16 protein-coding genes are annotated in these 25,870 nt (G+C 40.5%); all 16 read left to right on the top strand.

The features are described from left to right. The first annotated feature begins 6 nt into the window (after window positions 1-6). Window positions 7-1,905 (top strand): RagB/SusD family nutrient uptake outer membrane protein, encoded by a 1,899-nt coding sequence (locus DET49_RS04745; protein ID WP_133546951.1) that lies wholly within the window; start codon window positions 7-9, stop codon window positions 1,903-1,905. 61 nt (window positions 1,906-1,966) lie between these two features. Next, window positions 1,967-4,981, top strand: coding sequence for a SusC/RagA family TonB-linked outer membrane protein (locus DET49_RS04740; RefSeq protein WP_133546950.1), 3,015 nt, complete (start codon window positions 1,967-1,969; stop codon window positions 4,979-4,981). 26 nt (window positions 4,982-5,007) lie between these two features. Further along, window positions 5,008-6,759, top strand: coding sequence for a RagB/SusD family nutrient uptake outer membrane protein (locus tag DET49_RS04735; protein WP_133546949.1), 1,752 nt, complete (start codon window positions 5,008-5,010; stop codon window positions 6,757-6,759). 58 nt (window positions 6,760-6,817) lie between these two features. After that, window positions 6,818-7,849: a DUF5627 domain-containing protein gene (locus DET49_RS04730; protein WP_133546948.1), complete on the top strand. Its 1,032-nt coding sequence runs from the start codon at window positions 6,818-6,820 to the stop codon at window positions 7,847-7,849. A 27-nt stretch (window positions 7,850-7,876) separates the two neighbouring features. Beyond that, a complete protein-coding gene (locus DET49_RS04725) occupies window positions 7,877-10,012 on the top strand; it encodes an endo-1,4-beta-xylanase (RefSeq protein ID WP_133546947.1) in 2,136 nt (711 codons plus the stop codon). 312 nt (window positions 10,013-10,324) lie between these two features. Next, complete coding sequence (locus DET49_RS04720; RefSeq protein WP_133546946.1) at window positions 10,325-11,479, top strand: endo-1,4-beta-xylanase; 1,155 nt, start codon at window positions 10,325-10,327, stop codon at window positions 11,477-11,479. Between the two features lie 24 nt (window positions 11,480-11,503). Continuing rightward, window positions 11,504-13,438: a glycoside hydrolase family 97 protein gene (locus DET49_RS04715; protein WP_133546945.1), complete on the top strand. Its 1,935-nt coding sequence runs from the start codon at window positions 11,504-11,506 to the stop codon at window positions 13,436-13,438. Window positions 13,439-13,470: 32 nt separating this feature from the next. After that, window positions 13,471-13,821 carry a hypothetical protein gene (locus DET49_RS04710; RefSeq protein WP_133546944.1) on the top strand — a complete coding sequence of 117 codons (351 nt, stop codon included), beginning with the start codon at window positions 13,471-13,473 and terminating at the stop codon, window positions 13,819-13,821. 44 nt (window positions 13,822-13,865) lie between these two features. Continuing rightward, on the top strand, window positions 13,866-15,440 hold the full coding sequence (locus tag DET49_RS04705; RefSeq protein ID WP_133546943.1) for a glycoside hydrolase 43 family protein: 1,575 nt from the start codon (window positions 13,866-13,868) through the stop codon (window positions 15,438-15,440). A gap of 91 nt (window positions 15,441-15,531) precedes the next feature. Beyond that, window positions 15,532-16,800 carry a family 43 glycosylhydrolase gene (locus DET49_RS04700; RefSeq protein ID WP_243729523.1) on the top strand — a complete coding sequence of 423 codons (1,269 nt, stop codon included), beginning with the start codon at window positions 15,532-15,534 and terminating at the stop codon, window positions 16,798-16,800. 6 nt (window positions 16,801-16,806) lie between these two features. Then, window positions 16,807-19,305 (top strand): glycosyl hydrolase family 95 catalytic domain-containing protein, encoded by a 2,499-nt coding sequence (locus DET49_RS04695; protein WP_133546941.1) that lies wholly within the window; start codon window positions 16,807-16,809, stop codon window positions 19,303-19,305. Beyond that, window positions 19,302-20,270: a glycoside hydrolase family 43 protein gene (locus DET49_RS04690; protein ID WP_208109621.1), complete on the top strand. Its 969-nt coding sequence runs from the start codon at window positions 19,302-19,304 to the stop codon at window positions 20,268-20,270. Before DET49_RS04695 ends, DET49_RS04690 begins: the two co-directional genes overlap by 4 nt. Before the next feature lie 158 nt (window positions 20,271-20,428). Further along, a complete protein-coding gene (locus DET49_RS04685; RefSeq protein ID WP_133546940.1) occupies window positions 20,429-21,790 on the top strand; it encodes a glycoside hydrolase family 43 protein in 1,362 nt (453 codons plus the stop codon). A gap of 42 nt (window positions 21,791-21,832) precedes the next feature. Further along, window positions 21,833-23,542 (top strand): glycoside hydrolase family 43 protein, encoded by a 1,710-nt coding sequence (locus DET49_RS04680; protein WP_133546939.1) that lies wholly within the window; start codon window positions 21,833-21,835, stop codon window positions 23,540-23,542. Between the two features lie 43 nt (window positions 23,543-23,585). Next, on the top strand, window positions 23,586-24,893 hold the full coding sequence (locus DET49_RS04675; RefSeq protein WP_243729522.1) for a glycosyl hydrolase family 8: 1,308 nt from the start codon (window positions 23,586-23,588) through the stop codon (window positions 24,891-24,893). Between the two features lie 32 nt (window positions 24,894-24,925). Next, complete coding sequence (locus DET49_RS04670; protein ID WP_243729520.1) at window positions 24,926-25,765, top strand: sialate O-acetylesterase; 840 nt, start codon at window positions 24,926-24,928, stop codon at window positions 25,763-25,765. Window positions 25,766-25,870 lie beyond the last annotated feature (105 nt).

The following is a 25,870-nucleotide window of genomic DNA, read 5'->3' as shown; positions in this document are numbered from 1 at the left end:
TTTATTATGAAAGTATATATAAGAACTATTGTTAAGAGCAGCTTTTTTATCGCATTGCTCATGATGGTTTCCTGTGAAGACTACCTGGAAAGAACACCAGAATCGGTTATATCAGAAGAAACTGCCTTTCAAAATTTTCAAAATTTTCAGGGATTTGTAGAAGAGCTTTACATGGCTATTCCAAACTTTACCACCAGTTATTGGACTACTTCGTTTAACTGGGGAGATGATGAGATTCAATCTGCTGCCAACAACTTTCACTTTGGCGTCAAAATCGAAAATGGAAACTTCTGGGGCTGGCAAGCCGAACATGATGGCTGGGGTGCCGGCTGGATGGACCAGAGCAATGCCAATACCAATGTTAATGGTGGAAGATTTGATAAAGGCCTGTGGCCGCTTGCCTGGTATGGAATTAGAAAGGCAAATATTGGGTTGGAAAACCTGGACCTTATGACAAATGCTACGCAGGAAGAAAGAAATTTGATTGAAGGGCAACTGCTATTTTTCAGGGGCTGGTTTCATTTTCAGTTGATACAGTATTTCGGTGGCCTTCCTTATATCGATAGAGTGCTACCTTCTGATGAAGCACTGTGTGAGCCCCGCCTAAGCTATCATGAGAGTGCTGAATTAGTGGCAAAAGACTTAAGAAAAGCGGCTGACCTTTTGCCTATTAATTGGGATAATACTACAGTAGGTACGCGTACGCTTGGGAAAAACGATTTGCGCATCAACAAGATTATGGCCTTGGGCTATTTAGGTAAAAATCTACTTTGGGCTGGGAGCCCCTTAATGAACTATGAATCTACTGGAAGCCGGACTTATAATCAGGAATTTTCCCAACGGGCGGCAGTTGCATTTGGGGAATTATTGTCTCTGGTCGAAAATGGGGAAACTCAATATGCACTACTTCCTTTTGAGGACTACAGCCAGAATTTTTTTACTACGGGTCAGAATTGGGCCATTCCAGGTGGTACGGAGGCGATTTTCCGAGCTCCTTATATTGCTGCTAATGATTCAAACTGGGGTATTAGTAAGCAATATCTGCCTTCTGTAGTGGGAGGTGGGGATCTTAAATTTGTTCCTACTGCCAATTATGTTAATTTCTACGGCATGGCTAATGGATTGCCTTTGCCGGATGATATTACACAAGCCGACCCTGAGTCTGGATATGATCCTGAATACCCCTGGAAAGGACGTGATCCGCGTTTTTATCACGATATTCTTTATGACGGGGTGCAAGTAGTTGAAGGTGCCCTACCTCCTAACGTAAACGAAGAGGAGGTCCGTTATGCCAATTTGTACACTGGAGGAAGTTACCGTGATGTTAACTTCGGAAGTCGTACAGGTTACGTCAACCAGAAATTTATTCCTCTAACAGCCAATCAATTTGACCGAAAGTATGATTATGGTTATGCACTTCACCTTATGGTGCCATATATGCGTTTGGCTGATATATACCTGATGTACGCGGAGGCTGCTCTGATGGGCTACGGCTCACCTCAAAGTAGTGCACCAAATTTCAATAAAACAGCCTTGGAAGCGGTGAATTTTATTCGCGCCAGAGCTGGTGTAGATCCTGTACATAGTAATTTCACTGGTTCTGTTCAGGCTTTCTTGCCGGAGCTTAGACGTGAACGTGCCGTGGAACTCGCCTTTGAAAGACACCGCTTTAATGACCTGCGCCGTTGGTTGTTGTTAATTGAATATCCTTATACCATTAAAACGTCCCATGAATTTGACCGGGCAGCATCCTTTGATCCTGCAAACCCGAGAGAAAACCGTGTATTGAACCTCAGGGAAGAAGTTATTCTGGAACGTAATTTCAGCGAGAAGCATTACTGGTTACCTTTAAAAGTATCAGATGTAAGTTTATGTCCTGAGTTCTACCAAAATCCGGGCTGGTAGCGGGTAATGAAACAGTTTATTTTTTAAGTATTAAAAGATCTTAACGACGAAACACTAACTAATGAAATATATAACACTAAAAATTGCTTTGTGCGCTAGTATAATTCTACTTCCTGTAATTCTTTCCGCACAAACGACCACAAAGATAGACATAGAGGCAGTGGTGCGAACAGACGAAGGATTGCCAGTTGAGGGGGCTGTTGTAAGAAGTGAGCAGGATGATGTTTCAACAATTACAGATAGTCTTGGAGTTTTTTCCTTAGAAGTCTCACCTAATGCAATCCTGTCCGTTTATAGAGTTGGCTATGAAACTAAATTTAGTGCCGCAACGGCAGACCTGCAAGAGATTGTGCTTGGATCTGATAGGTTGGTTCAGGTCGCCTATCGCGAGGAAGAAAAGAAGGATCTAATGGGAGGTATATCCTATGTCGATATTCCTGAATTACTTGAAAAAAACTATATAACCTCTCCTTTAGATAATATGCAAGCCCTTGTACCTGGTTTTAATGGTAATATTTGGGGAATGGACGAGTATTTGGTGCTTGTAGATGGCGTACCTCGTGATGTAGGTAGTGTCCAGCCCACTGCGATTACTCAAATTAGTTTTCTGAAAGGAGTCTCCGCTGTAGCATTATATGGCAGCCGTGCTGCCAAAGGTGCAATTCTTATCACCACAAAAAGGGGACATATAGGTGAGCAGACGGTTGATGTTCGGGTCAATGCAGGTCTTTCTATTCCGAAGAGCTTTCCCAAATACCTCGGTTCTGCGGAGTATATGACCCTGTATAATGAAGCACGGGTAAATGACGGTCTGGAAGCCTTATATTCTGAAGAAGAAATCTATCATCATTTCTCGGGAACCAATCCTTATCGCTACCCTAATGTCGACTATTATTCAGACGAGTACCTGCAAAAGGTTTATAGCCGCTATGATGGGACGATGGAAATATCTGGTGGAAATCAAAAGGCCCGTTACTATACCAATATAGGTTTTTTTACAGAAGGTTCCCTACTGGATTTTGGGGAGGCTGAGAACAATAAGAATCAACGGTTCAATGTCCGCGGAAACGTAGATATGAAATTGACTGATTATATCTCTGCCACTGTAGACTTAGGTGCTATATTTTCCAATAATGTAGGTGTTAACGCTAACTATTGGGGAGGTGCCGCTTCCATAAGGCCTCACCGGTTTACACCACTTATTCCAATCGATTTAATCGAAGAGAATGATGAGGCTTCAATGAATCTGGTGGAAAACACCAACAACTTGATAGATGGACAATACCTGCTTGGAGGAACGCAACTGGACCAAACCAATCCTATCGCGGATGTCTATGCTGGTGGTTCCAATACCTATACTAGCCGTCAATTTCAATTTAATACAGGTGTGGATGCTGACTTACAAAATATCCTGAAGGGATTATCATTCAGTTCTATGTTTGGGTTAGACTATGCCACTTCCTATAATCAATCCTATAATAATGAATATGCCGTGTTTGAACCAACCTGGACGAACTATGCAGGAACAGATATGATAAGTTCCCTGACACGGTATGGCCAGGATGCGAGCTCTGGTGAACTAACAGTAAGCAATAGTTCGTACCGACAGACTTTGGCTTTTTCGGGACAATTGAACTATGAAACTTTGCTTGATAATGATCATGATATCTCTGCTATGTTAATTGCCGGGGGTTTTCAACGGTCTCAATCCGGGGTCTACCAGGGAATCACGAATGCGAACCTCGGATTACATTTGGGTTATGACTTTAAAAATAAGTACTATGCACAATTTAATGGTGCCATGATATACTCCACCAGAGTGCCTGAAGACAACAGGACTGGATTTTCTCCTACACTTTCGTTAGGCTGGAGAATAAGCGAAGAAGACTTTTTAGCATCCTCATCTGTTGTGGACAACTTGAAGCTCTCTGTCTCGGCGGGTATATTACATACGGATTTGGATATTCCAGATTACTTCCTCTATGAAGCTATCTATACACAAACAGATGGAGCTTGGTACGGATGGGCAGATTTATCTGCGCCTGCACGAAGCACCGATTCGCGCCGAGGTGCGAATCCGGATCTGACTTTGCCTAAGCGGGAGGAAATAAGCTTGGGGCTAGATGCTTCATTCTTCAACAGCCTATTGGTCTTTAATGGGAATGTCTTTATGAGCAAGATGACAGGTCTTGTGAATCAACTTTCCATTTTATATCCCAATTATTTTGAAACGGGTTGGCCGAATTCATCTTTTATCCCATATGTAAATTATAACAATGATCTACGCTCGGGTTTTGATTTTAGTCTGAATCTAAACAAACGAATCGGACAGGTAGACTGGTCGGTGGGATTGGTGGGGACTTATGTCACAACCGAAGCTTCCAAGCGAGCAGAATTCTTTGAAAATGATTACCAGAACAGACAGAATAAACCGTTGGATGCCATTTGGGGTCTGGAGAGCGAAGGCTTCTTTGAAAATATTGAAGAAATTGCTAATTCACCAGAACAGGCTTTTGGTGAAGTGCAACCTGGCGATATAAAGTATAAAGATCAAAACTCCGATGGTATAATCAATGCGCAGGACGAGATATATCTTGGAAGGGGCGGTTGGAATGGATCTCCTTATACCGTCGGTATTAACCTGACGGCAAAATGGAAGAACTTCACCTTCTTTGCACTAGGAGTTGGTCGTGCAGGTGCAATAGGTATAAAGAACAGTGACTATTTTTGGGTAAATGGTCAGGATAAATATTCAGAAATCGTTAGGAATCGTTGGACGGAAGAAACTATGGGTACAGCCACATACCCGCGCCTGACCACCTCTGGGGGTAATAATAACTTTCGTAATTCGGATTTTTGGCAATATAGTACAGACCGTTTTGATCTAGCCCGTGTTCAGGTTTCTTATACGTTTCCGGAGAACTTGATTGGAGGCGATCTGGTTGAGGAATTCGGGGTGTATGTGAACGGAGCTAATTTATTCACGATAGCGTCCAATAGGGAGATTTTGGAATTAAATACAGTAAGTGCTCCTCAGACACGCTTTTTCAATATTGGTGTTAAGGCATTATTTTAATGGAATTTTTAAAAAACTGATAGATTATGAATAACAAAATACTGTTTTTCGTTTTGGTTGTGCTGGCACTGTCCGCTTGCGAGAAGGATTTTCTTGAACCAGCAATTGAAAACAATCGGGACCTGAGCAATCAGGATGAGCCAAGTTTTGCACTTGGACTGCTATATAACGGATACACTAGGCTACCAGGCGGGTTCTCATTCAATGAAATGGCCACAGCTGATGCTGTAAGTAGTGCCGAGAATAACGCCTATTCTAATATGGCCACAGGGCAATGGGCTGCAAATTTCAATCCGGTAGGGCAGTGGCAAAATTCCTATGCAGCAATCCAGTATTTGAACCTGATGCTTTCTAAAGCGGATACGGTTACCTATGCTGAAAATCCGGCGGTCAACCAGATGTTTATGGATCGTACTAAAGGGGAGGTATATGGATTGCGTGCCTTTTTTATGCACCAGCTTCTGCAAGCCCATGGTGGCATGGCTGGGGGGCAGCTATTGGGAGTTCCGATCAATCTTGAACCACAAGATGCCTCTACCGATTTTTCAAGTCTGCAACGGGCTACCTTTGAGGCTGGCATGCAGCAAATATATAGTGATATAGAGAATGCCATTGACTTGCTCCCTCTGGACTACGAAGACATTGGTAGCGAAGCTGATATTCCGGACAAATATCTTAACATGGATGCTAGTGTGAACGATTATAATCGGGTTTTAGGAAGTATTAATCGTCTGCGTATGACTGAACGCGTTGCTCTGGCAATTCGTGCAAGAGCTGCCTTGCTTGCGGCCAGCCCTGCTTTTACTCAAGGGACTACCACTACCTGGGCTGATGCGGCTAACTATGCGGCTGATGTGATTGATATGAATGCGGGCCTTGCCCCAAATGGAGTGACCTGGTATGATAATAGAGAAGTGATTGATAATCTTGCTGCGGGCCTTAATCCGCCTGAAATTCTTTGGCGAATGAATATGCCGGGGCCAAGCAGCGCTCTTGAAGAGCAACTCTATCCGCCTTCCCTTTTCGGAGATGGGCTGGTGAATCCAACACAGAATTTGGTTAATGCTTTTCCAATGGCCAATGGCTTTCCAATTACTCATCCGGAAAGTGGTTACGATCCTACGGATCCATATTCCAATCGTGATCCACGACTGCTTGAATTTATTGTGGTGAACGAAAGCCAATTAGGACCTTTTAATGAAACAATCTTTACAGCAGTTGATGGTGGTACAAATGATGGGTTAAACATTGTGGAATCTTCTACCCGAACAGGCTATTACCTTCGCAAGCTGCTTAGGGAAGATGTTAATCTTAATCCTCAGAGCGTGAATCAGCAGAGACACATTATTCCGCTTATTCGCTATACCGAAATCTACCTGAGTTATGCAGAGGCTGCCAACGAAGCCTGGGGTCCTATGGATACCGGGGGCAATGCTTTTTCCGCCTATGATGTGATTAAGGCAATCCGTGAGCGGGCAGGACTAAGTGAAGCGGGTAATGATACTTACCTTGAATCTATCAAGGGTGATCAGGATGCTATGCGGGAACTAATTCGGAACGAGCGGAGACTGGAACTTAGCTTTGAAGGTTTCCGTTTCTGGGATTTGCGCAGGTGGAATGAAGAACTCTCGGAAACTGCAATGGGAGATAGGATTGAAAATGGGAATCATACAATAATTTCTGTTGAACCTCGGCTTTATTCCGACTATATGATTTACGGCCCCGTCCCGTATAGCGAGATATTGAAATTTGGCTTTACACAAAATATGGGATGGTAATCACCGATTAAATCGGTAGTAGAGGATATTTATATTAAATAAAATAACTGGAAAAAACATGAAAAATATAACTTATTTATTTTTACTCTTATTCTTATCTGTATTATTTGCTTCATGCGAAAATGAGGATTGGGAATTCCCTGATTTTGAGTACCAGACAGTATACTTTGCCCATCAATATCCTGTTAGAACAATTACGTTGGGCGAGGATATTTTTGATACATCCTTGGATAATGAATGGAAATTTGAGATCATGGCCACCACTGGAGGGATCTATGAAAATGAACAAGACATTATTATAGACATAACCGTAGATAATACTTTGGTTGATGATTTAGCTTTTGCAAATGGTGGAGATATTTTGACAATGCCTAGCAATTATTATAATCTGGCATTGGATAATATTGTGATTCCTAAAGGAAGAGTTACAGGTGGTGTTGAGGTTCAACTTACGGAGGCATTTTTTGCAGATCCACTGTCAATACAGCGGAATTATGTAATACCAGTTAGAATGACAAATGTTCAGCAGGCAGATTCTATTCTGGTGGGGGAACCGATTGCTATAGATGGGAGAAGAACCGTAGCGAGTGATTGGGCTGTCCAGCCTAAAGACTTTGTCTTATATGCTGTAAAGTATATTAACCCTTTGCATGGTTATTATCTACGCAGGGGTGAGGACATTATTGTAGGAAAAAATGGAAATTCTGAACTTGATCAAACAATTGTCAGAGGTGAAGAATTTGTCGAAAATGATGAAGTGGTCTTATTAACTACTCAGTCTATTGATGAAGTCTTATTTCCAATAACTTTCAAAGCTAGCGATGAAAGCAATATAGATGTACCCTTGATCCTTAAGTTTGATGAGGAAGGAAACATTACAGTAGGAACTAGTTCTGATGATTATACCGTTACTGGCAGCGGAGAATTTGTAAAAGATGGAGAAATAAATAGTTGGGGTAACCAAGACCGTGATGCTATCTATCTTAATTATGAGGTAGAACTGGAAAATTTTCATGTTTCCTCTACCGACACTTTAGTAATCAGGAATCGTGGTGTAGAGATGGAACTCTTTACTCCTGTGCTCGAATAATTGTATAATAAGTAAGATAAAAATTGTATGAAAAGTTTATATAAATTAGGGCTTTGGGTGGCAGTATTATCTATGGCAACCTCTTGCACGGATTATGAACCACTTGATTTTCATGTCGAAAAGCCGGAGAGTGTAGCATTGCAGGAAGAATTGAACAGCTACCAGACTTTAAAAACATATTTGGAAGAAGATGCATCAGCCTTTAAACTGGGTGCAGCAGTGAGCATCCCAGAATATAACTCAAAGGAGGTAATGTACCGCCTGATCAATTCCAATTTTCAGGAGGTAACTCCTGGATATGGAATGAAACATGGAGCAGTAGTAAGAGCTGATGGGACATTAAATTTAGCGGGTGTAAACACATTCCTGACCATGACTGAAGCAGCAGGTATATCTGTTTTTGGACATACGCTAACTTGGCATGCTAATCAAAATGCAGGGTATTTAAATGGGCTTATTGCACCCATAGCTGTAACTACTCCCGCATTTCCAAATGAAATAGATTCTCAGAATCTTCAGGATGGATCATTTACCGGATGGATATATGAGCCCATGCAAGTTTCACTTGCGCAGGGTGAAGGTATGGGTGAAATGGCTGGAGCCATTAGGCTTGAGGCGGGAACAAGTGTTTATTCACCTGAAGATCTTCAATTTACTTCTCCTGCAATATCGGTAGTTCAGGATAACGAATATGAGGTTGTATTCTATGTTAAATCTGATATACCTGGTGAAGGAAGTGTTGCTTTTGAAGGATTGGAGAATAATACTCCTTTGCTGGATTATGATAGTGATGGTACGGTAGATTCTACTTTTACAACCGGTAGGTCATGGAAGGAAATAAGATTTAGAATAAATGATTTCCAGGCAGATTCTATAAATGTTCATTTGAACTTTGGGTATGCCCCTAATGTGAACTATTTGGTTGATATAGGTAATTTTTATATTTATAATACCGAAGGAGATCCAATAGTTAATAATATTGTTGCCAATGGTGATTTTGAAACAGGAACTGGCTGGGGTGGCTGGGGAAATAACTCTACTCGGGGAATTACGGAGGACGGAATGGGATTTGGTAACGAAGGTAAAGCATTCTTTGTAACAAATCCCAGTTTAACCGGTGGATTTTGGGAAGTCCAAACAGTGTATGGATTTCAGGAACCTCTTGAAATGGGAGAAACTTATGAATTAAGCTTTTGGGTAAAAGGAACTACTGATGGCATTATTCGCCCTGAACTCCAAAGCCCTAATTATTCCTCTGATGGTTTCGGACAGGTTTATGTTTCTCCCGAATGGCAAAGAATAGAACTTTCTACTACAGCAACGGCTGAAGATCGTGAGAGGCTGATTTTAAGCTATGGAGAATTTGCAGGTACTGTATATATAGATAATGTTGTACTAAAAAATACTTCATCCTCCTCCGGAGGGGAGACCACTATAGTGAACAAGACTGATGAAGAGAAAGAAATGATTATAGAATCAGCACTGGAAAATTGGATATCGGGGATAATGACAGCTACAGGTTATGTTCAAGCCTGGGATGTAGTAAATGAACCTATGGATGATGGAAATCCCTATGAATTAAAAAGCGGGGCTAACGATACCGATATTACGAGTGATGAATTTTACTGGCAGGATTACCTGGGAAAAGACTATGCAGTAAAGGCATTTAACCTTGCCAGACAATTTGCGCAACCGGACGACCTTTTATTTATAAATGATTATAATTTAGAATACAATCTGGATAAAACCCGTGGTCTTATTAAGTATGTTGAATACATCGAAAGTCAGGGTGCAAGGGTAGATGGAATCGGTACTCAAATGCACATAAGTTTGGATTCAGATAAGGATAAAATAGTTGAGATGTTTCAACTACTTGCTGAAACCGGTAAACTAGTAAAAGTTTCAGAATTGGATATAAGAACAGATGTTTCTGAACCTACTGATGAAATATTACAACAACAGGCAGATATGTATAGTTTTGTCGTTGAAGCTTATGAAGCAAATGTCCCGGTGGCTCAAAGATATGGAATTACTGTTTGGGGAGTAAGCGATAGTCTGGAAGATGCAAATTGGCTACCTGGAGAGTTTCAGGGCTTATGGGATGTAAATTTAAATAGGAAACCCGCTTATAAGAGTTTTGCTGAAGCTCTAAAAAGTTTATAATTGTTAAGTTACCAAACTAATCGAAAGTTTGAACATTTATTTTATAGCGTTACAAATTCAAAGTTGAATTAAGCTTTGTGTAATTTTTACTGAATAGTTCTCCTAAACCCATGTAGCCTTTATGCCGGTTGAATTTGTAACGCTTAAGAATTGCTGGTGTTAAAAGAAAGGTCCTATGGAAGTTGGGAGAACTTTTTCATTTTATTCTTACCAAAAAGGTGGGTAGGAAGTTTAAGAATAAATCATAGAAAATTTTAAATTACTATGGTTAAATCACACCTGTTTAGGTAAATCTTATTTAAAATAATTGCTATGTTAAAAAGAAAAAATATCCCTTTTTTAATTTTATTTTTAAGTGTTATTTTTACATTTTATAGTTATAATAAAAGTGAAAATCCATCAATTAACATAAATCCGAATGAAAAATCTTTAAAGGAAGCCCTTAAGGGAAAATTTCATATTGGCACCACACTAAATGCATGGCAAATTATGGGTAGGCGACCAGAAGAAATGGAGATCGTAAAAAAACATTTTAATTCCATTGTTTCAGAAAATATCATGAAAAGTGAAAGAATTCAGCCCGAACAGGGTGAATTCGATTTCTCACTGGCTGATAAGTTTGTGGAATTTGGAGAAGCGAACAATATGCATATTCACGGTCATACCCTTATATGGCATTCTCAAACTCCGGATTGGTTTTTTGTAGACCAGAATGGAAACCCTGTATCAAAAGAAGTGCTGATTGAGCGAATGAAAGATCATATTCAAGCGGTAGTTGGTCGTTATAAGGGTAGGATTCATTCCTGGGATGTGGTCAATGAAGCAATTGAAGACGATGGGAGTTATAGGGATAGTAAATTCTATAAAATAATCGGTGAAGATTTTATAAAGTTGGCTTTTGAGTTCGCCCATAAGGCGGATCCTGATGCCAGACTCTATTATAATGATTATTCCATGTCAAACCCCAGAAAGCGTAATGGTGTAGTTAACATGGTAAAAAATCTTCATAAAGAGGGCGTTCCGATTCATGGAATTGGAATGCAGGGGCATATAGGACTTGGCAACCCTGATATTCATGAATTTGAAAATAGCCTGGAAGCATACGGGAAACTTGGAGAAGTGATGATAACTGAATTGGACCTTAGTGTTTTACCCTCTCCATGGGGTGATGCAGGAGCTGAAATATCAGATAATTATCAATACGAAGACAAAATGAACCCCTTCCCAGATGCTTTGCCAGAAGAAGTTCAGCAACAATTCACAAAAAGGTATTTAGCATTTTTTGAGCTTTTTCTCAAGCATCAGGATAATATTTCACGAGTAGCCCTTTGGGGTATCAACGATGGCAATTCATGGAAGAATAACTGGCCAGTTCGTGGAAGGACCGATTATCCCTTGTTGTTCGACCGTAATAACAAAGCTAAGCCCGTGGTAAAGGAAATAATTGAACTGGCTTCAAGGAAATAAACGACAGAAAACTTTGATTTAATAATGAAAAATATCGTTTTGCTTATAGGATTATTATCCGGATTAAATTGCGGGTTTGCACAGGAAGCTGTGGTAAAAAGCCCCAACCAGTCTGTTAAACTGGAAATTTATTTGGAATCAGGAAGGCCCTTGTATTCTGTGCTATATAATAATGAGGTAGTACTGGAAAAATCCCGTTTAGGTCTAAAAACCAATATAACCGATTATTCCGAGAACTTAAGTTTCGAAGGTAGTGAAACTAACAATATTGAAAAGACCTACGAATCTAATAAGCTTAAAAATTCGAAGATAAGTTATAAGGCAGAGGAGTTAATCAGTACTTTTTCCAATGAAAAGGGACAAAAAATAGATGTAGTATTCCGGGTAAGCAACAATGATATTGCCTTTAAATATCATATTCATAAATATAGTGATACTGTGGCCCATATTGTTACACAGGAATTTACGGGATTTGATTTTCCACAATCAGCCAAGAGTTTTTTAACTCCCCAATCAAAGTCTATGGTAGGTTTTCAACGTACCAAACCGAGTTATGAGGAAGCCTATAATTTGGGACAGGATATAACTTCGGTGTCATCAAACAATTTAGGATATACATTTCCGGGCTTATTTAAAACTGGAAAGCATTGGGTTTTAATTTCCGAAACCGGGGTGGATGGTACTTACGTAGCTTCTCATTTAAGTGACCCTAATGGGAAGGGAGAGTATAGAATCGCTTTTCCAGAAAGTTCAGAAAATAATGGCTTTGGGAGTAGGGGTGCAGCAATTTCATTACCTTTTAGTACCCCCTGGCGGACTATTAGCCTGGGGGAAAGTCTTAAACCTATTGTAGAAACCACTATTCCTTTTGATGTGGTTGACCCCCTATATAAAGCTGCCGAAGATTATAGATTTGGTCGTGGGGTATGGAGCTGGATTATGTGGCAGGATCAAAGTATGAATTACGATGACCAGCTAACTTATATAGATTTTGCTGCTGAAATGGGATATGAATATATCCTTATAGATGCACTTTGGGATCAGAAAATCGGATATGATAGAATGGAAGAGCTAATTGATTATGCCAAGAGTAAAGATGTCGATGTGTTTTTATGGTATAATTCCAATGGAGTTGCTAATGATGCTCCCATGACCCCCCGAAATAAAATGCACAGGGCTATTCCACGTAAAAAGGAAATGCAGTGGCTGCAGGAAAATGGTGTGAAAGGGCTAAAAGTTGACTTTATGGGAGGAGATAAACAACATACTATTCAGCTTTATGAAGATATTTTATCTGATGCTAACGATCATGGGTTGATGGTGATCTTTCACGGTGCTACTTTACCCAGGGGTTGGGAGGTAATGTATCCTAACTTTATTAGTAATGAGGCAGTTCTTGCATCAGAGAATTTAATGTTCAGCCAGTATGCCAACGACCAGGAAGCTAAAAATGCAGCTATTCATCCTTTTATAAGAAACACTGTAGCAAGTATGGATTTCGGAGGGACGGTGTTAAACGAGAGATACAACCGAGGTAATGATGGCGGAAATACTAGGAAAACTTCGGATGCCTTTCAATTGGCAACTGCCATTTTATTCCAGACACCTATCCAGTTTTTTGCATTAACTCCGAATAACCTCAATGATGCTCCTGATTTCGCCATAGAATTCATGAAAAATGTTCCCACCACCTGGGATGAAACCATTTTTATTGATGGTGAGCCCGGGAAGTACAGTGTATTGGCTAGAAGACATAATAAACACTGGTATATTGCAGGAATCAACGCACTGGAAGAGCCTAAAACCATTGAATTTTCCCTCCCTGAGCTTGATGGTGAAACCTTTAGTATTATAAATGATACCGATAAAGGAAGGTCTGAAAAGAAGGAAATTAATCAAAAGAACGGAAAATTTGAAGTTACTATGCAACCACAGGGCGGTTTTGTAATTACAAACTGAGAGAAGCGACTTTATTTTTTAATAATTTAAAAATGAAACCAATTTTAATAGTTATCATCAGCCTGATGTGGTTCCTGGGCCAAGTAAATGACCAGTTTTCAAAACGGGAGGGGGGCGGTATTTGTCGTTTAAGTGCGGAAGATCAACAGGAGATGATGACAAATAAACTGGATATAAAATCGCTCCGGCCGGGACCTTCTGCAGACCCAAATGATCCAAATGCAGCGAATTCAGATGAAACTAAAGTTTCAGAATATACCTTACCTGGTCTTTTGCTTTTAAAAGAAGGTTCAAAAGTCAATTCAATACCCGAATGGGAAATTTGTCTTTCGAATGCACCAAGTAGGTCATACTTTGGTGCCAAACTGGCCTCATTTTATTGAATTTGCCAGGAAATTTTTTAATTAAAAATTGATTAAACATTTTTATGAAAATAAAAACTCTACTCCTCATAGTTCTAATCCTGTTTTTGGCTCATACAGGTATAGCACAAAAAAGGGCTCAAAACCCAATTATCCATGCTGATGTTCCTGATATGTCCATAATCAGGGTGGGAGATAATTATTACATGAGCAGCACTACCATGCATATGAGTCCTGGAGTACCCATAATGAAATCAAAAGATTTGGTAAACTGGGAGATTGTAAATTATGCGTATGATACTTTGGGAAATCAGGAGACATTGCAGTTAAAGAACGGCAAAAATGCCTATGGTGCCGGTTCCTGGGCAAGTTCCCTGCGTTACCACGACGGGGTTTATTATGTGAGCACCTTCTCAAAAAATACTGGCAAAACCCATATTTTTAAGACTGAAGATATTGAAAACGGGTCCTGGAAGGAAATAGCGTTTTCACCTTCTTTTCACGATAACACCTTATTTTTTGATGATGATGGGAAAACCTATTTGATCTGGGGTGGGGGAGAATTGAACATTGTAGAATTAAAAGATGATCTTTCCGGAGTAAAGGCGGGCACCGAAAGGGTTTTAATTAAAAATGCCACTAAACCCATTGGATCTGATTTTATACTTCCGGCGGAAGGATCCCAGTTATTTAAGGTCAATGGAAAATATTATTTATTTAATATTGCCTGGCCTAGGAACGGAATGAGAACGGTTATAATCCACCGTGCCGATAAAATAACAGGACCTTATAAGGGAAAGATCGCTTTTCAGGATAAAGGAGTGGCACAAGGTGGTCTTATTGAAACTCCAAAAGGGGACTGGTATGCCTATCTATTCCGCGACAATGGCGCGGTTGGACGTATTCCTTACCTGGTTCCTGTATCATGGGAAGACGGGTGGCCGGTGCTGGGTGAAGAAGGCAAGCTACCCGAGGCTTTGAACCTGCCTGTAAGTAAGGGTCTAATTCCCGGAATTGTAGCTTCCGACAATTTCAGCAGAAATTCGAACGATAAAGCCTTACCGCTTGTTTGGCAGTGGAACCATAATCCTATACCCCAATACTGGTCTTTAAAAGCACGTAAAGGTTACCTTAGACTAATTACCGATAGGGTTGATTCTTCATTTTTAACTACCCGGAATACCCTTACCCAGCGAACCATTGGTCCAGTAAGCACTGCAGTTACTAAAATAGATGTATCTGGAATGAAGGTAGGGGATTATGCTGGTCTTGGATTACTGCAAAAGAACTTTGGTTTTGTTGGTGCCAAGATAAAAAACAATACAAAACAAATTGTAATGCTTAATGGTACATCGGAAAAGCCTGTTGAGATTGAAAATATCCCCCTTGAGCAAGATGAGCTATACCTTAAAGCGGTTGCTGATTTTGAAGATAGAAAGGATACTGCGAAATTCTATTATAGTCTGGATGGCGAAAACTGGAGATCCATAGGCAACAAGCTTAAAATGTCTTATACCCTGCCTCATTTTATGGGATACCGTTTTGCATTATTCACCTATGCTACAGAAAAGGCTGGAGGTTATGTGGACTTTGATTTTTTTAAAATAGACGATAAAAAATTAATTGAGGATGAAGACTAGGATTTTAAGTTTCGAACTGCCTGCAGGTTTTATAATAAAATTATTTACGTTTTTATCTACCTGCCATCTATTTTCACAAAACCCTTTGATTATGGATCAATTCACTGCAGATCCAACTGCAAGGGTATTTAATGGTAAATTATATGTTTATCCTTCCCACGATATTGTGCCACCTGAGGGAGAAGGACGCCCTGAATGGTTCAATATGGCAGATTATCATGTATTCTCTACGGAAAACCTTACACAGTGGAAGGACCATGGAAAAATTTTAGACCAGAAGGATGTGCCCTGGGCAGATTCTGAGGCTTATAGTATGTGGGCACCAGATGCTGTCGAGCGCAACGATAAGTATTACTTCTATTTCCCTACCCGAACCAAAGGAGCGGGTGATGGCGAAGGTGGTTTTTCAATAGGGGTAGCAGTTTCCAATACTCCTACCGGTCCTTTTATTCCGCAGCGTATGCCAATTGAAGGTGTGGAGGGAATAGATCCCAATGTTTTAATAGATAAAACCGGACAGGCTTACCTGTATTGGTCACGAGGTAAAATTTACGGGGCGAAGCTAAAAGACAATATGCTGGAGCTCGCCTCAAAGCCCAAAGTTTTTACAGAATTACCTCAGAAAGGTCATATCGAAGGCCCTTTTGTTTTCGAACGCAAAGGGACTTATTATATGACCTATCCACACGTGGCTAACCAAACTGAGAGATTGGAATATGCTACCGGGGATAATCCATTGGGGCCTTTTATTCACAAAGGTGTAATTATGGATGAATCATCCTCGGGCACCTGGACTAACCACCATTCAGTGGTCAACTATAAAGATCAATGGTACTTGTTTTATCACGATAGTGAATTGTCGCCGGATTTTGATAAAAACCGCTCGATTAGAGCTGATAGTTTATTTTTCAAAGAAAATGGCAACATTAAAAAGGTCATTCCAACCCATCGGGGCATAGGGAAATCTTCAGCATTTAAACAAATTCAGTTTGATCGTTATAGTGAAAAAAGTGAAGAAGGTGTTCATATTGAGTACTTAGACCAGAAAGATACCTTTAAAGGATGGAAGTTAGTTTTTACTCAGCCAGGAGCTAAGGTTCGTTACAACAGGGTGGAATTTGGAAAAGAAAGTCCAAAGGCAGTAAAGCTAAGAGTAAATGTTTCTGGAGATGAAAATGCAGTAATAGAAATTTTTGATTCCAGCCTGAGCTCTGTTGCAAAACTTCAACTGGACAGTACAGATGGGTGGGAAGAAATTAGTGTGCCTGTTCAGCATCAGTTCACTGGCACAAAGGATCTGCTCATAGAGGTTTCCGGGAAGGGAAGCATTGAATTGGATTGGATAGAATTTGTAAAATAATTTAAAATGAGGATAAGCAACACCAATGGTATAATTTGCAAATTTAGGTTTCAATTTTTTGCATTTATAGGCGTGTTTTTCCTTTTGACTACTCAGGCATTGTGCCAGGATGAATCGCAGTTCAACCTTTGGTATGATGAGCCTGCTCAGAAGTGGGTAGAAGCCCTACCCATAGGAAATGGACGTCTAGGGGCAATGGTTTATGGTGATCCTCAACAGGAGGTTATTCAGTTAAACGAAAACACCGTGTGGGCCGGGCAGCCTAACCGTAATCACAATCCTGAAGCCAGGGAATATCTGGCCAGGGTGCAGGAACTTTTATTTGAAGGAAAGAGCGTGGAGGCCCAGACCTTAGTAAATCAACATTTTATCAGCGAAACCTCACAGGGAATGCCATATCAAACCGTGGGAAACCTAAAATTGTCTTTCCCGGATCACCAGAATTATTCGGAGTACTATCGTGAACTTGACCTAAAGGATGCGGTGACGAGGTCCCAATATAAAGTAGGCAACCGTACCTATAAAACTAAAGTTTTCGCCTCCTATCCCGACCAGGTTATTGTAGTGCAGGTTACTTCAGATCAACCCGGAACTTTAAATTTTTCGGCGACAATGGACCGACCTGGAGGGGCTGAGATAACCGCTTCTGAAAATGGGGAATTGAAATTACACGGAAAAACCAGCGATTTCGAAGGGGTGGAAGGCAGCCTTGAATTTTTGGCTATCACGAAAATTAAAACTAGTGGCGGTGAAATAATCAAAGAAAACGATACCCTTAAAATTCAGAATGCCGATAGTGCTACTATGTTTATTTCCATCGCCTCTAATTTTAAGGATTATAGGACTTTGGATTTTGATGAGCATCAAAAAGCAGCAGCATACCTATCCGCTTTAAAAAATAAAGGACCTGAAGAAATCTACCAGGACCACCTGGAGGATTATCAAACCTATTTTAATCGGGTATCCCTAAATTTGGGGGAGACTCAAGCTGCGAATTTGCCAACCGATGAGAGGATTAGAAATTTTAAAACAGCTGATGATCCTGCCCTGATATCTCTTTACTTTCAGTTTGGTCGATATCTTTTAATAACCTCCTCCAGACCCGGGAGCCAACCCGCCAATCTACAGGGAATCTGGAATGATCAGTTAACCCCTGCCTGGGATAGTAAATACACGGTAAATATTAATACAGAAATGAATTACTGGCCTGCAGAGATCACCAATTTGACCGAATTCCATGAACCCCTGATACAAATGGTCAAGGAACTTGCAGTAGCAGGAAGAAAAACCGCCAGGGAAATGTACGGCTCGAAAGGATGGGTTATGCATCACAATACTGATATCTGGCGTATGACCGGAGCAATAGACGGGTCATATTGGGGGATGTGGCCAATGGGGGGTGTTTGGCTCTCTCAACATTTATTTGATAAATATGATTTTTCGGGGGATAAGGAATTTTTAAAATCAGTTTACCCAATAGTAAAAGAAGCTTCCACATTCTACCTGGATTTTATGATACAGGAACCTGAACATAACTGGCTGGTGGTATCACCTTCCATTTCACCAGAACATGCACCTGCTGCTCATTCTGAATCTTCCTTAACTTACGGAACCACCATGGATAATCAACTTATTTTTGATCTTTTTTCAAAAACAGCAAAGACAGCGGCAATATTAAATCGGGATACTGAATTCCAGGCAAGATTAACCGAAAAGCTTAAGCAATTACCTCCAATGCAGATCGGTAGTTGGGGGCAGTTACAGGAATGGATAAAGGACTGGGATGACCCCAATAGTAAACACAGGCACGTGTCTCATCTTTACGGGCTTTATCCTTCTAACCAGATCTCAGTTTACCGCAACCCAAATTTATTTGAAGCAGCCAGAACTTCTTTATTAGCCAGGGGAGATGAATCTACCGGGTGGTCTATGGGATGGAAGGTTAATCTTTGGGCAAGACTGCTTGAGGGCGATCACGCCCTCAAATTAATAAAAGATCAGTTAACGCCATCTAGTCAGGATGGTTTCAGTGAAAAAGGGGGCACGTATCCTAATCTTTTCGATGCCCATCCTCCCTTTCAAATAGATGGTAATTTCGGGTGCACGGCCGGGATTGCCGAGATGCTTCTACAAAGTCACGATGGGGCAATCCAATTGTTGCCCGCATTGCCTAAAGCCTGGAAAAAGGGAGAAGTAACAGGCTTAAGAGCGCGAGGAGGTTTTGAGGTTGATCTTAAGTGGGAGAATAATAAACCTAAACAAGTGCTCATATCATCTGCTCTGGGTGGTAATTGCAGGATTCGATCATATATACCTTTGGAAGGAAAAGGATTGGTCCAGGCCAAAGGAGATAATCCTAATATATTCTATAAGCTTCCAGATATAAAAAAACCACTTATTTCAGAAGAAGCAACATTAAAAGAGGTGAAAATTCAGAAGGTTTATGAATATGATCTGAAGACTTCAAAAGGAGGACAATATAAATTAAAAATTAAAAGAATATGAACATAAGATTTAACATCCTTGCACTTTTCGGATTTTGGTTAATGCTGGCACCGCAGCTTTTAAAAGCACAGAACCCTATTATTACCGATGTTTTTACAGCAGATCCGGCACCCATCGTATATGATCAAAAGGTCTATCTATATACCAGTCACGATACCGCCTCGGTTTCTTCAACGAATTATGAAATGAAAGACTGGTTGGTGTTTTCCTCTAGCGATATGGTAAACTGGACAAATCACGGTCCTAAACTCTCGCCGAAAGATTTCTCCTGGGCAACCGGGGATGCCTATGCAGCTGAGGTAGAAGAAAGGGATGGGAAATTTTATTTTTATGTTTCCACGTTCCATAAAGATGATGAAAGGAGTAATGGTGGAGCAGCAATTGGCGTGGCGGTTGCCGATTCTCCTTTAGGACCATTCAAGGATGCTAAAGGAGAAGCTTTAATTTACAATGAAATGACGACCGATAATCCGCACGGGTGGGATGATATAGATCCTACGGTTTTTGTAGATGATGATGGCCAGGCCTATATGTATTGGGGTAATGGTAGTCTCAAAATGGTGAAATTAAAGGATAATATGGTGGAAATAGATGGGCCGATCCATTATTACAACCCAAAGAATTTTATAGAAGGCCCCTGGGTTTACAAAAGAAAAGACCTCTATTATTTGGTATATGCCAGTCAGGGAGAAGAGCGTGAAAGAATTGAATATGCCACTTCCAGTAGTCCTGAAGGACCCTGGAATTACCAGGAAGTACTTGCAGAGAGTGCTCCCAATAGCTTTACAATACATCCCGGTATTGTAAATTACAAAGGGAAAGACTATTTCTTTTATCATAATGGCGTTTTACCCACAGGGGGAAGTTACCGTCGTTCTATTGCGGTAGATAATATGCATTACAATGAAGATGGTACCATTCAAAAAATAGAACAAACGGACGAAGGTGTAAGGCCTGTAGAATAATATTTTCTGAATTTATTTTTGATAAAATTGATCAGATGATTTTTAAAATATCATTCATTATGATAATGGCAGTTCTATAATCTGTTAGTGATGAACTCAAGGATTACTGAAATCGTCCATCTGAAAATTAGTGGGTTAAATAAAAATTAAATAAAATTATGATCGTTAAAAGAACATTCTTATTTCTTTTATTATTATTTATTTCTAAAGCAGTTATTTCCCAAAATCCAATTATTCAAACCAATTACACTGCAGATCCTGCGCCAATGGTTTATAATGATAAACTGTATTTATATACCTCTCACGACGAAGATGAGTCTACCTGGTTTACGATGAATGATTGGCGTTTGTACACCACCGAAGATATGGTGAATTGGACAGATCACGGACCAATATTGGCTTATGACGATTTTGACTGGGCTAAACAAAATGCCTGGGCGCCCCAGGCTATCCAGCGGGATGGGAAGTTCTACATGTATGTTCCTATTACCGACAGGGACGGAAAAAATGGTATTGGGGTTGCGGTAGCCAACAGTCCTTATGGACCATTTATAGATCCTCTGGGAAAACCTTTGATAAGTAATAGTAATGCGGATATCGACCCTTCTGTGATTATTGATGATGATGGTCAGGCGTATCTGTTCTGGGGAAATCCCGTCTGTTATTACGTGAAGCTCAATGAAGATATGATCAGTCTGAAAGGACAAATATCACAGATCCCAAATACTATTGAAGCCTTCGGAAAGCGTGAGGGGGAAAAAGATGATCGCCGGCCAACTACTTATGAAGAAGGACCGTGGGTATATAAACGAAACAATACTTATTATTTATTTTTTGCCGCCGGGCCCTTACCAGAACATATTGGTTATTCCACGAGTAAAAATATAACAGGGCCGTATAAATATCGGGGAGTCGTAATGCCCCAGCAGGGTGGTTCATTTACCAACCATCCGGGAATTGTCGATTTTAAAGGAAACACTTATTTCTTCTATCACAATGCAGCTCTTCCCGGCGGAAGCGGGTTTACCCGTTCTGTAGCCGTAGAAGAGCTTATTTTCAATAAGGATGGTTCCATACAAACGATGGAAATGACCGATGGGATTACAGAAAGTCTGGGCACCCTCAACCCATATGTTAAGAATGAGGCGGAGACCATTGCTTGGTCGGAAGGCATAAAATCCAAAGAGAGCAGCCTGGTTGGAAACTTTATAGTAGCCACCAGAAATAATGCTTATTCCATGCTCAGGGAAGTCGATTTTAGAGCAGATGGAGCTTCAGAATTTACAGCCAGGCTTGGAACAACTCATAACGGAAATGTGAGTATGGAAATAAGACTTGACGCCTTGGATGGGAAACTAATTGGTAGCCTGGAGGTACCCCTTACTGGTGGTAGCGATAGGTGGGAACTTGTAACCACAACAGTGGATAAAGTAACCGGGGTTCATGATTTGTATTTCATATTTAAAGGCAAGGCACCTAGTGAGATTCTATATTTTGATTACTGGAGCTTTTCGAAATAAAATTTAATAGAAAAAATAAAAATTATTAATAAAGGTTAGAAAATGAAAAAAAATCAAGTTGCTTTAATTACAGTCTTTATGGCTTTGTTTGTTTTTACAGGGTGTAATGCTCAAAAAAATGTTCCTGTATATTCCAGTGTGGTTTACCAGGGGAATGATAAGGTCTATAACGAAAATCCGTTGAAGGCTGATGAGTTCTATAATCCCATTTTACAGGGTACTTATCCAGATCCTGCCATTACGCGTAAGGGAGATGATTATTACCTGGTGGCATCATCTTTTGCGATGTTTCCGGGGGTGCCGATTTTTCATTCTAAAGATTTGGTAAACTGGACACAAATTGGTCACGTTCTGGACCGGAAAACTCAGCTCAAAGTCCACGACACAGGCATTAGTGCTGGAATTTACGCACCGGATATCAGGTACAATCCTCATAATGAAACATTCTATATGATTACGACACAGTTTGCCGGTGGTATTGGCAATATGGTCGTTAAAACAAAAGATCCTATGAAAGGATGGAGTGATCCGATTAAACTTGATTTCCAGGGTATCGATCCGGCTATCTTTTTTGATGATGATGGAAAAGCCTATGTTGTTCATAATGATGCTCCAAATGAAGGAGAGGAGTTGTATCAGGGGCATCGCGTGATTAAAATCTGGGAATACGATGTAGAGAAAGACCAGGTTGTGCCCGGAACGGATAAGATTATTGTCAATGGGGGAGTCGATCTTTCCGAGAAACCTATTTGGATTGAGGCACCACATATTTATAAAAAGGATGGTCTTTATTATTTAATGTGTGCTGAAGGGGGCACAGGAGGATGGCACAGCGAAGTGATTTTCGTAAGCGAAAATCCAATGGGTCCATACCAGCCTGCACCATCGAATCCTATATTATCACAAAGATACCTTTTTAAAGATCGGGAAAATAAAGTAGATTGGGCAGGCCACGCCGACTTAGTCGTTGGTCCTGACGATAAATATTATGGTGTTTTTTTAGGTGTGCGGCCAAATGAAGAAGGCAGGGTGAATACTGGAAGGGAAACCTTTATTTTACCGGTTGACTGGTCAGGTAAATTCCCGGTTTTTGAGAATGGCTTGATTCCAATGGAGCCCAAGCTTAAAATGCCTGAGGGTGTTGAAAATAGGACCGGGGAAGGCGGTTATTTTCCAAATGGTAATTTTACATATACCGAAGATTTTTCTTCAGAAAAACTCGATTATCGTTGGATCGGTTTAAGAGGACCGCGAGAAGATTTTATGGAATTTACAAAAAATGGTCTTAAGATTACACCTTTTGAGGTCAACATCAAGGAAGTAAAACCTACTTCAACACTATTTCACAGACAGCAACATAAAGATTTTTCTTTTACTACGACCATAGATTATCAACCTGGATCTGAAGAAGATTTAGCTGGGATCACAGCCTTACAAAATGAAAGATTCAATTATGTCTTCGGGATCACTAAAAAAGATGAAAAATATTATCTGGTATTGGAGAGAACTGAGGAAGGAGATTCCAAAATTTTAGCTAGTAAAGAGATAGAGCTTAAAGATGACCTGCAGTTAAGAGTAACAGCAGAGGGAGACGATTATAAATTTAGTTATGCTTTAAATGAAGGTGATTTCCAGAATTTGGGAGGCACTGTTTCAGGTGATATTTTATCCACTAATGTGGCCGGTGGTTTTACCGGTAATATGATAGGTTTATATGCCACTTCTGCTAATGACGCTGTCCCTGGGAAATAGTAAGCAGGTTTCTAAATGAATTTAATGATGAAATGAGAGAATTATGAAGAATAATATATGTATACCTGTATTGTACTTTTTCACAATGGTGCTTTTTATCACAGACTTGTCAGCCCAGGACTGTGAAGAGAACGTAGAGGACCCGCGCGGACAAATGGAACCCTGGACCAAGGGAGCCTGGGAAACGGGTAAGTATCGAAACCTTTTCCTGGAAGCCGGTTACTCCCAGGCCGCGATTGACGCTAAACTTGAAAAGGCTTATTATGATCTTTTTGAAGGACCTGATAGGGTGTATTTTGAGGTGGAGGATTCTTTGGCTTATGTCTCAGATCTAAAAAATAAAGATGCTCGAACCGAAGGCCTTTCTTATGGTTTAATGGTAGCGGTTCAGTTTGAAAAGAAGGAAGTTTTTGACAAATTATGGCGCTGGACCAAAAAATATATGCAGCATCAGGATGGACCAAGAGAAGCCTATTTTGCCTGGAGCGTAGATCCTAAAACAGGAGAAAAAAATTCAGAAGGTTCAGCTTCCGACGGAGAATTGTATTTTGTAACAGCATTGCTTTTCGCTTCCAATCTCTGGGGGGATGACTCCGGAATTGATTACTATGCTGAAGCCCGAAGGATTCTTGATGCTATGTGGAGTAAAGATGGTACTGCCGGAGTTAGGAATGTACTGAATGTAGAACATAAGCAGATTAATTTTGTACCTCACGATGGTGGTTATGATTGGACTGATCCTTCTTATCACGTTCCGGCATTTTTCGAAGTTTGGGCAGCATACGCTAATGATGGACACGAGGATTTCTATAGCGCTGTTGCCGATACGGCCCGGGTCTTTCTCCACCGTGCGACTCACCCACGAACTGGTTTAACACCTGATTATGCTGAATTTAGCGGAGCTCCTCATAGCCGCGGCCGTATGGGGGATGCCTTTAGATATGATTCCTGGCGGGTTCCTATGAACATAGCGATGGATTATAGTTGGTACGCCAGAGATACAGCCTGGCAACAACAGTATGCAACCCGAATCCAAAACTTTTTATACTGTGAGGGCCTGAAAACTTTTGTGGATCAATACAATATAGACGGATCAACTCCCCAATGGATACTGCCCGCCGGGGGATACCAGAAATTGAGGCACTCCCTTGGACTGGTCTCCACAGCCGCAACGGCTTCTTTAATGACTACCCACCCCAAAGGCTGGAAGTTTGTTGATGAGATCTGGAATGCCGAACTGGAACCTTATGAGGATGGATATTTCGATCCATATTTTGATGGGTTGCTTTACCTGTTTAGTCTGATGCACTTAAGTGGTAACTACCAGATCATTACCCCGCAGGCTGGTTAGAAATTTTTCAGTTTGTAGATTTAAATTAATTTATGACTAATATGAAAGCAGGAAAAATTCTTTTAATAATATTGCTTATTGGATCGGTAGGTTACTCCCAGGATGCTAATTTCCATGTGTATTTAAGCTTTGGACAATCCAATATGGAAGGTCATGCTGAGTTTGAAGCCCAGGACTCCCTTGTTAATGATAGGTTCCAGGTGTTGCAGAGTGTTGACTGTCCTGAGTTAGGGCGCCAAGCAGGACAGTGGTATCCCGCTGTTCCACCTTTATCCAGGTGCGATACCGGTTTAACCCCAACCGATTATTTTGGAAGAACCCTTGTTCAGAATTTACCTGAAAATATAAAAGTAGGGGTTATTAATGTAGCAGTGGGAGGATGCAAAATTGAGTTATTTGATAAAGAGGATTATAATAATTATGTGGACCACGCACCTGACTGGATGCTACCTGCAATTCAAAAATACGATGGGAATCCATATGGTCATTTGGTGGAGCTAGCTCGAAAAGCCCAGGAAAAAGGAATAATTAAGGGCATTCTTCTGCACCAGGGGGAATCAAATACAGGAGATGCAGCCTGGCCACAAAAAGTCAAAGCAGTTTACGATAATTTAATTAAAGATTTAGATCTGGACCCTGAAAAAGTACCTCTGCTAGCCGGAGAAATGGTTTCGGAAGAACAGGGGGGTAAGTGTGCCAGTATGAATAGTATAGTTGCTACACTCCCTCAGGAAATTCCTAATGCTCATATTGTCTCTTCTAAAGGCTGCCAGGCTGTTAAGGATGGGTTACATTTTTCAGCCGCCGGATATAGAAAACTTGGGCAACGATATGGAGAAAAAATGCTTTCAATTATTCAATCAGGAAAATAATATTTTCCACTGGTTAAAATCAGTTTAGTTTTGGTGTAGCTAAATTTTTTAGAAACCGGGAATGATAAAGCATTTCCGGTTTTTCAATAATTATATTTAAGCTTA

Origin of the sequence: Salegentibacter sp. 24 (assembly GCF_004362395.1) — a bacterium.
Lineage (GTDB): Bacteria > Bacteroidota > Bacteroidia > Flavobacteriales > Flavobacteriaceae > Salegentibacter.
The sequence above is the reverse complement of the archived record's forward strand: the minus strand, read 5'-3'. Positions and strand labels throughout refer to the sequence as shown.

Excerpts from the sequence above, each read along its gene's own strand:
- DET49_RS04715 (WP_133546945.1), top strand. The coding sequence starts at position 11,504 with ATGAAAAATATCGTTTTGCTTATAGGATTATTATCCGGATTAAATTGC.
- DET49_RS04735 (WP_133546949.1), top strand. The coding sequence starts at position 5,008 with ATGAATAACAAAATACTGTTTTTCGTTTTGGTTGTGCTGGCACTGTCC.
- DET49_RS04710 (WP_133546944.1), top strand. The coding sequence starts at position 13,471 with ATGAAACCAATTTTAATAGTTATCATCAGCCTGATGTGGTTCCTGGGC.
- DET49_RS04725 (WP_133546947.1), top strand. The coding sequence starts at position 7,877 with ATGAAAAGTTTATATAAATTAGGGCTTTGGGTGGCAGTATTATCTATG.
- DET49_RS04695 (WP_133546941.1), top strand. The coding sequence starts at position 16,807 with ATGAGGATAAGCAACACCAATGGTATAATTTGCAAATTTAGGTTTCAA.
- DET49_RS04680 (WP_133546939.1), top strand. The coding sequence starts at position 21,833 with ATGAAAAAAAATCAAGTTGCTTTAATTACAGTCTTTATGGCTTTGTTT.
- DET49_RS04690 (WP_208109621.1), top strand. The coding sequence starts at position 19,302 with ATGAACATAAGATTTAACATCCTTGCACTTTTCGGATTTTGGTTAATG.
- DET49_RS04720 (WP_133546946.1), top strand. The coding sequence starts at position 10,325 with ATGTTAAAAAGAAAAAATATCCCTTTTTTAATTTTATTTTTAAGTGTT.
- DET49_RS04740 (WP_133546950.1), top strand. The coding sequence starts at position 1,967 with ATGAAATATATAACACTAAAAATTGCTTTGTGCGCTAGTATAATTCTA.
- DET49_RS04705 (WP_133546943.1), top strand. The coding sequence starts at position 13,866 with ATGAAAATAAAAACTCTACTCCTCATAGTTCTAATCCTGTTTTTGGCT.
- DET49_RS04670 (WP_243729520.1), top strand. The coding sequence starts at position 24,926 with ATGACTAATATGAAAGCAGGAAAAATTCTTTTAATAATATTGCTTATT.
- DET49_RS04675 (WP_243729522.1), top strand. The coding sequence starts at position 23,586 with ATGAAGAATAATATATGTATACCTGTATTGTACTTTTTCACAATGGTG.
- DET49_RS04685 (WP_133546940.1), top strand. The coding sequence starts at position 20,429 with ATGATCGTTAAAAGAACATTCTTATTTCTTTTATTATTATTTATTTCT.
- DET49_RS04745 (WP_133546951.1), top strand. The coding sequence starts at position 7 with ATGAAAGTATATATAAGAACTATTGTTAAGAGCAGCTTTTTTATCGCA.
- DET49_RS04700 (WP_243729523.1), top strand. The coding sequence starts at position 15,532 with ATGGATCAATTCACTGCAGATCCAACTGCAAGGGTATTTAATGGTAAA.
- DET49_RS04730 (WP_133546948.1), top strand. The coding sequence starts at position 6,818 with ATGAAAAATATAACTTATTTATTTTTACTCTTATTCTTATCTGTATTA.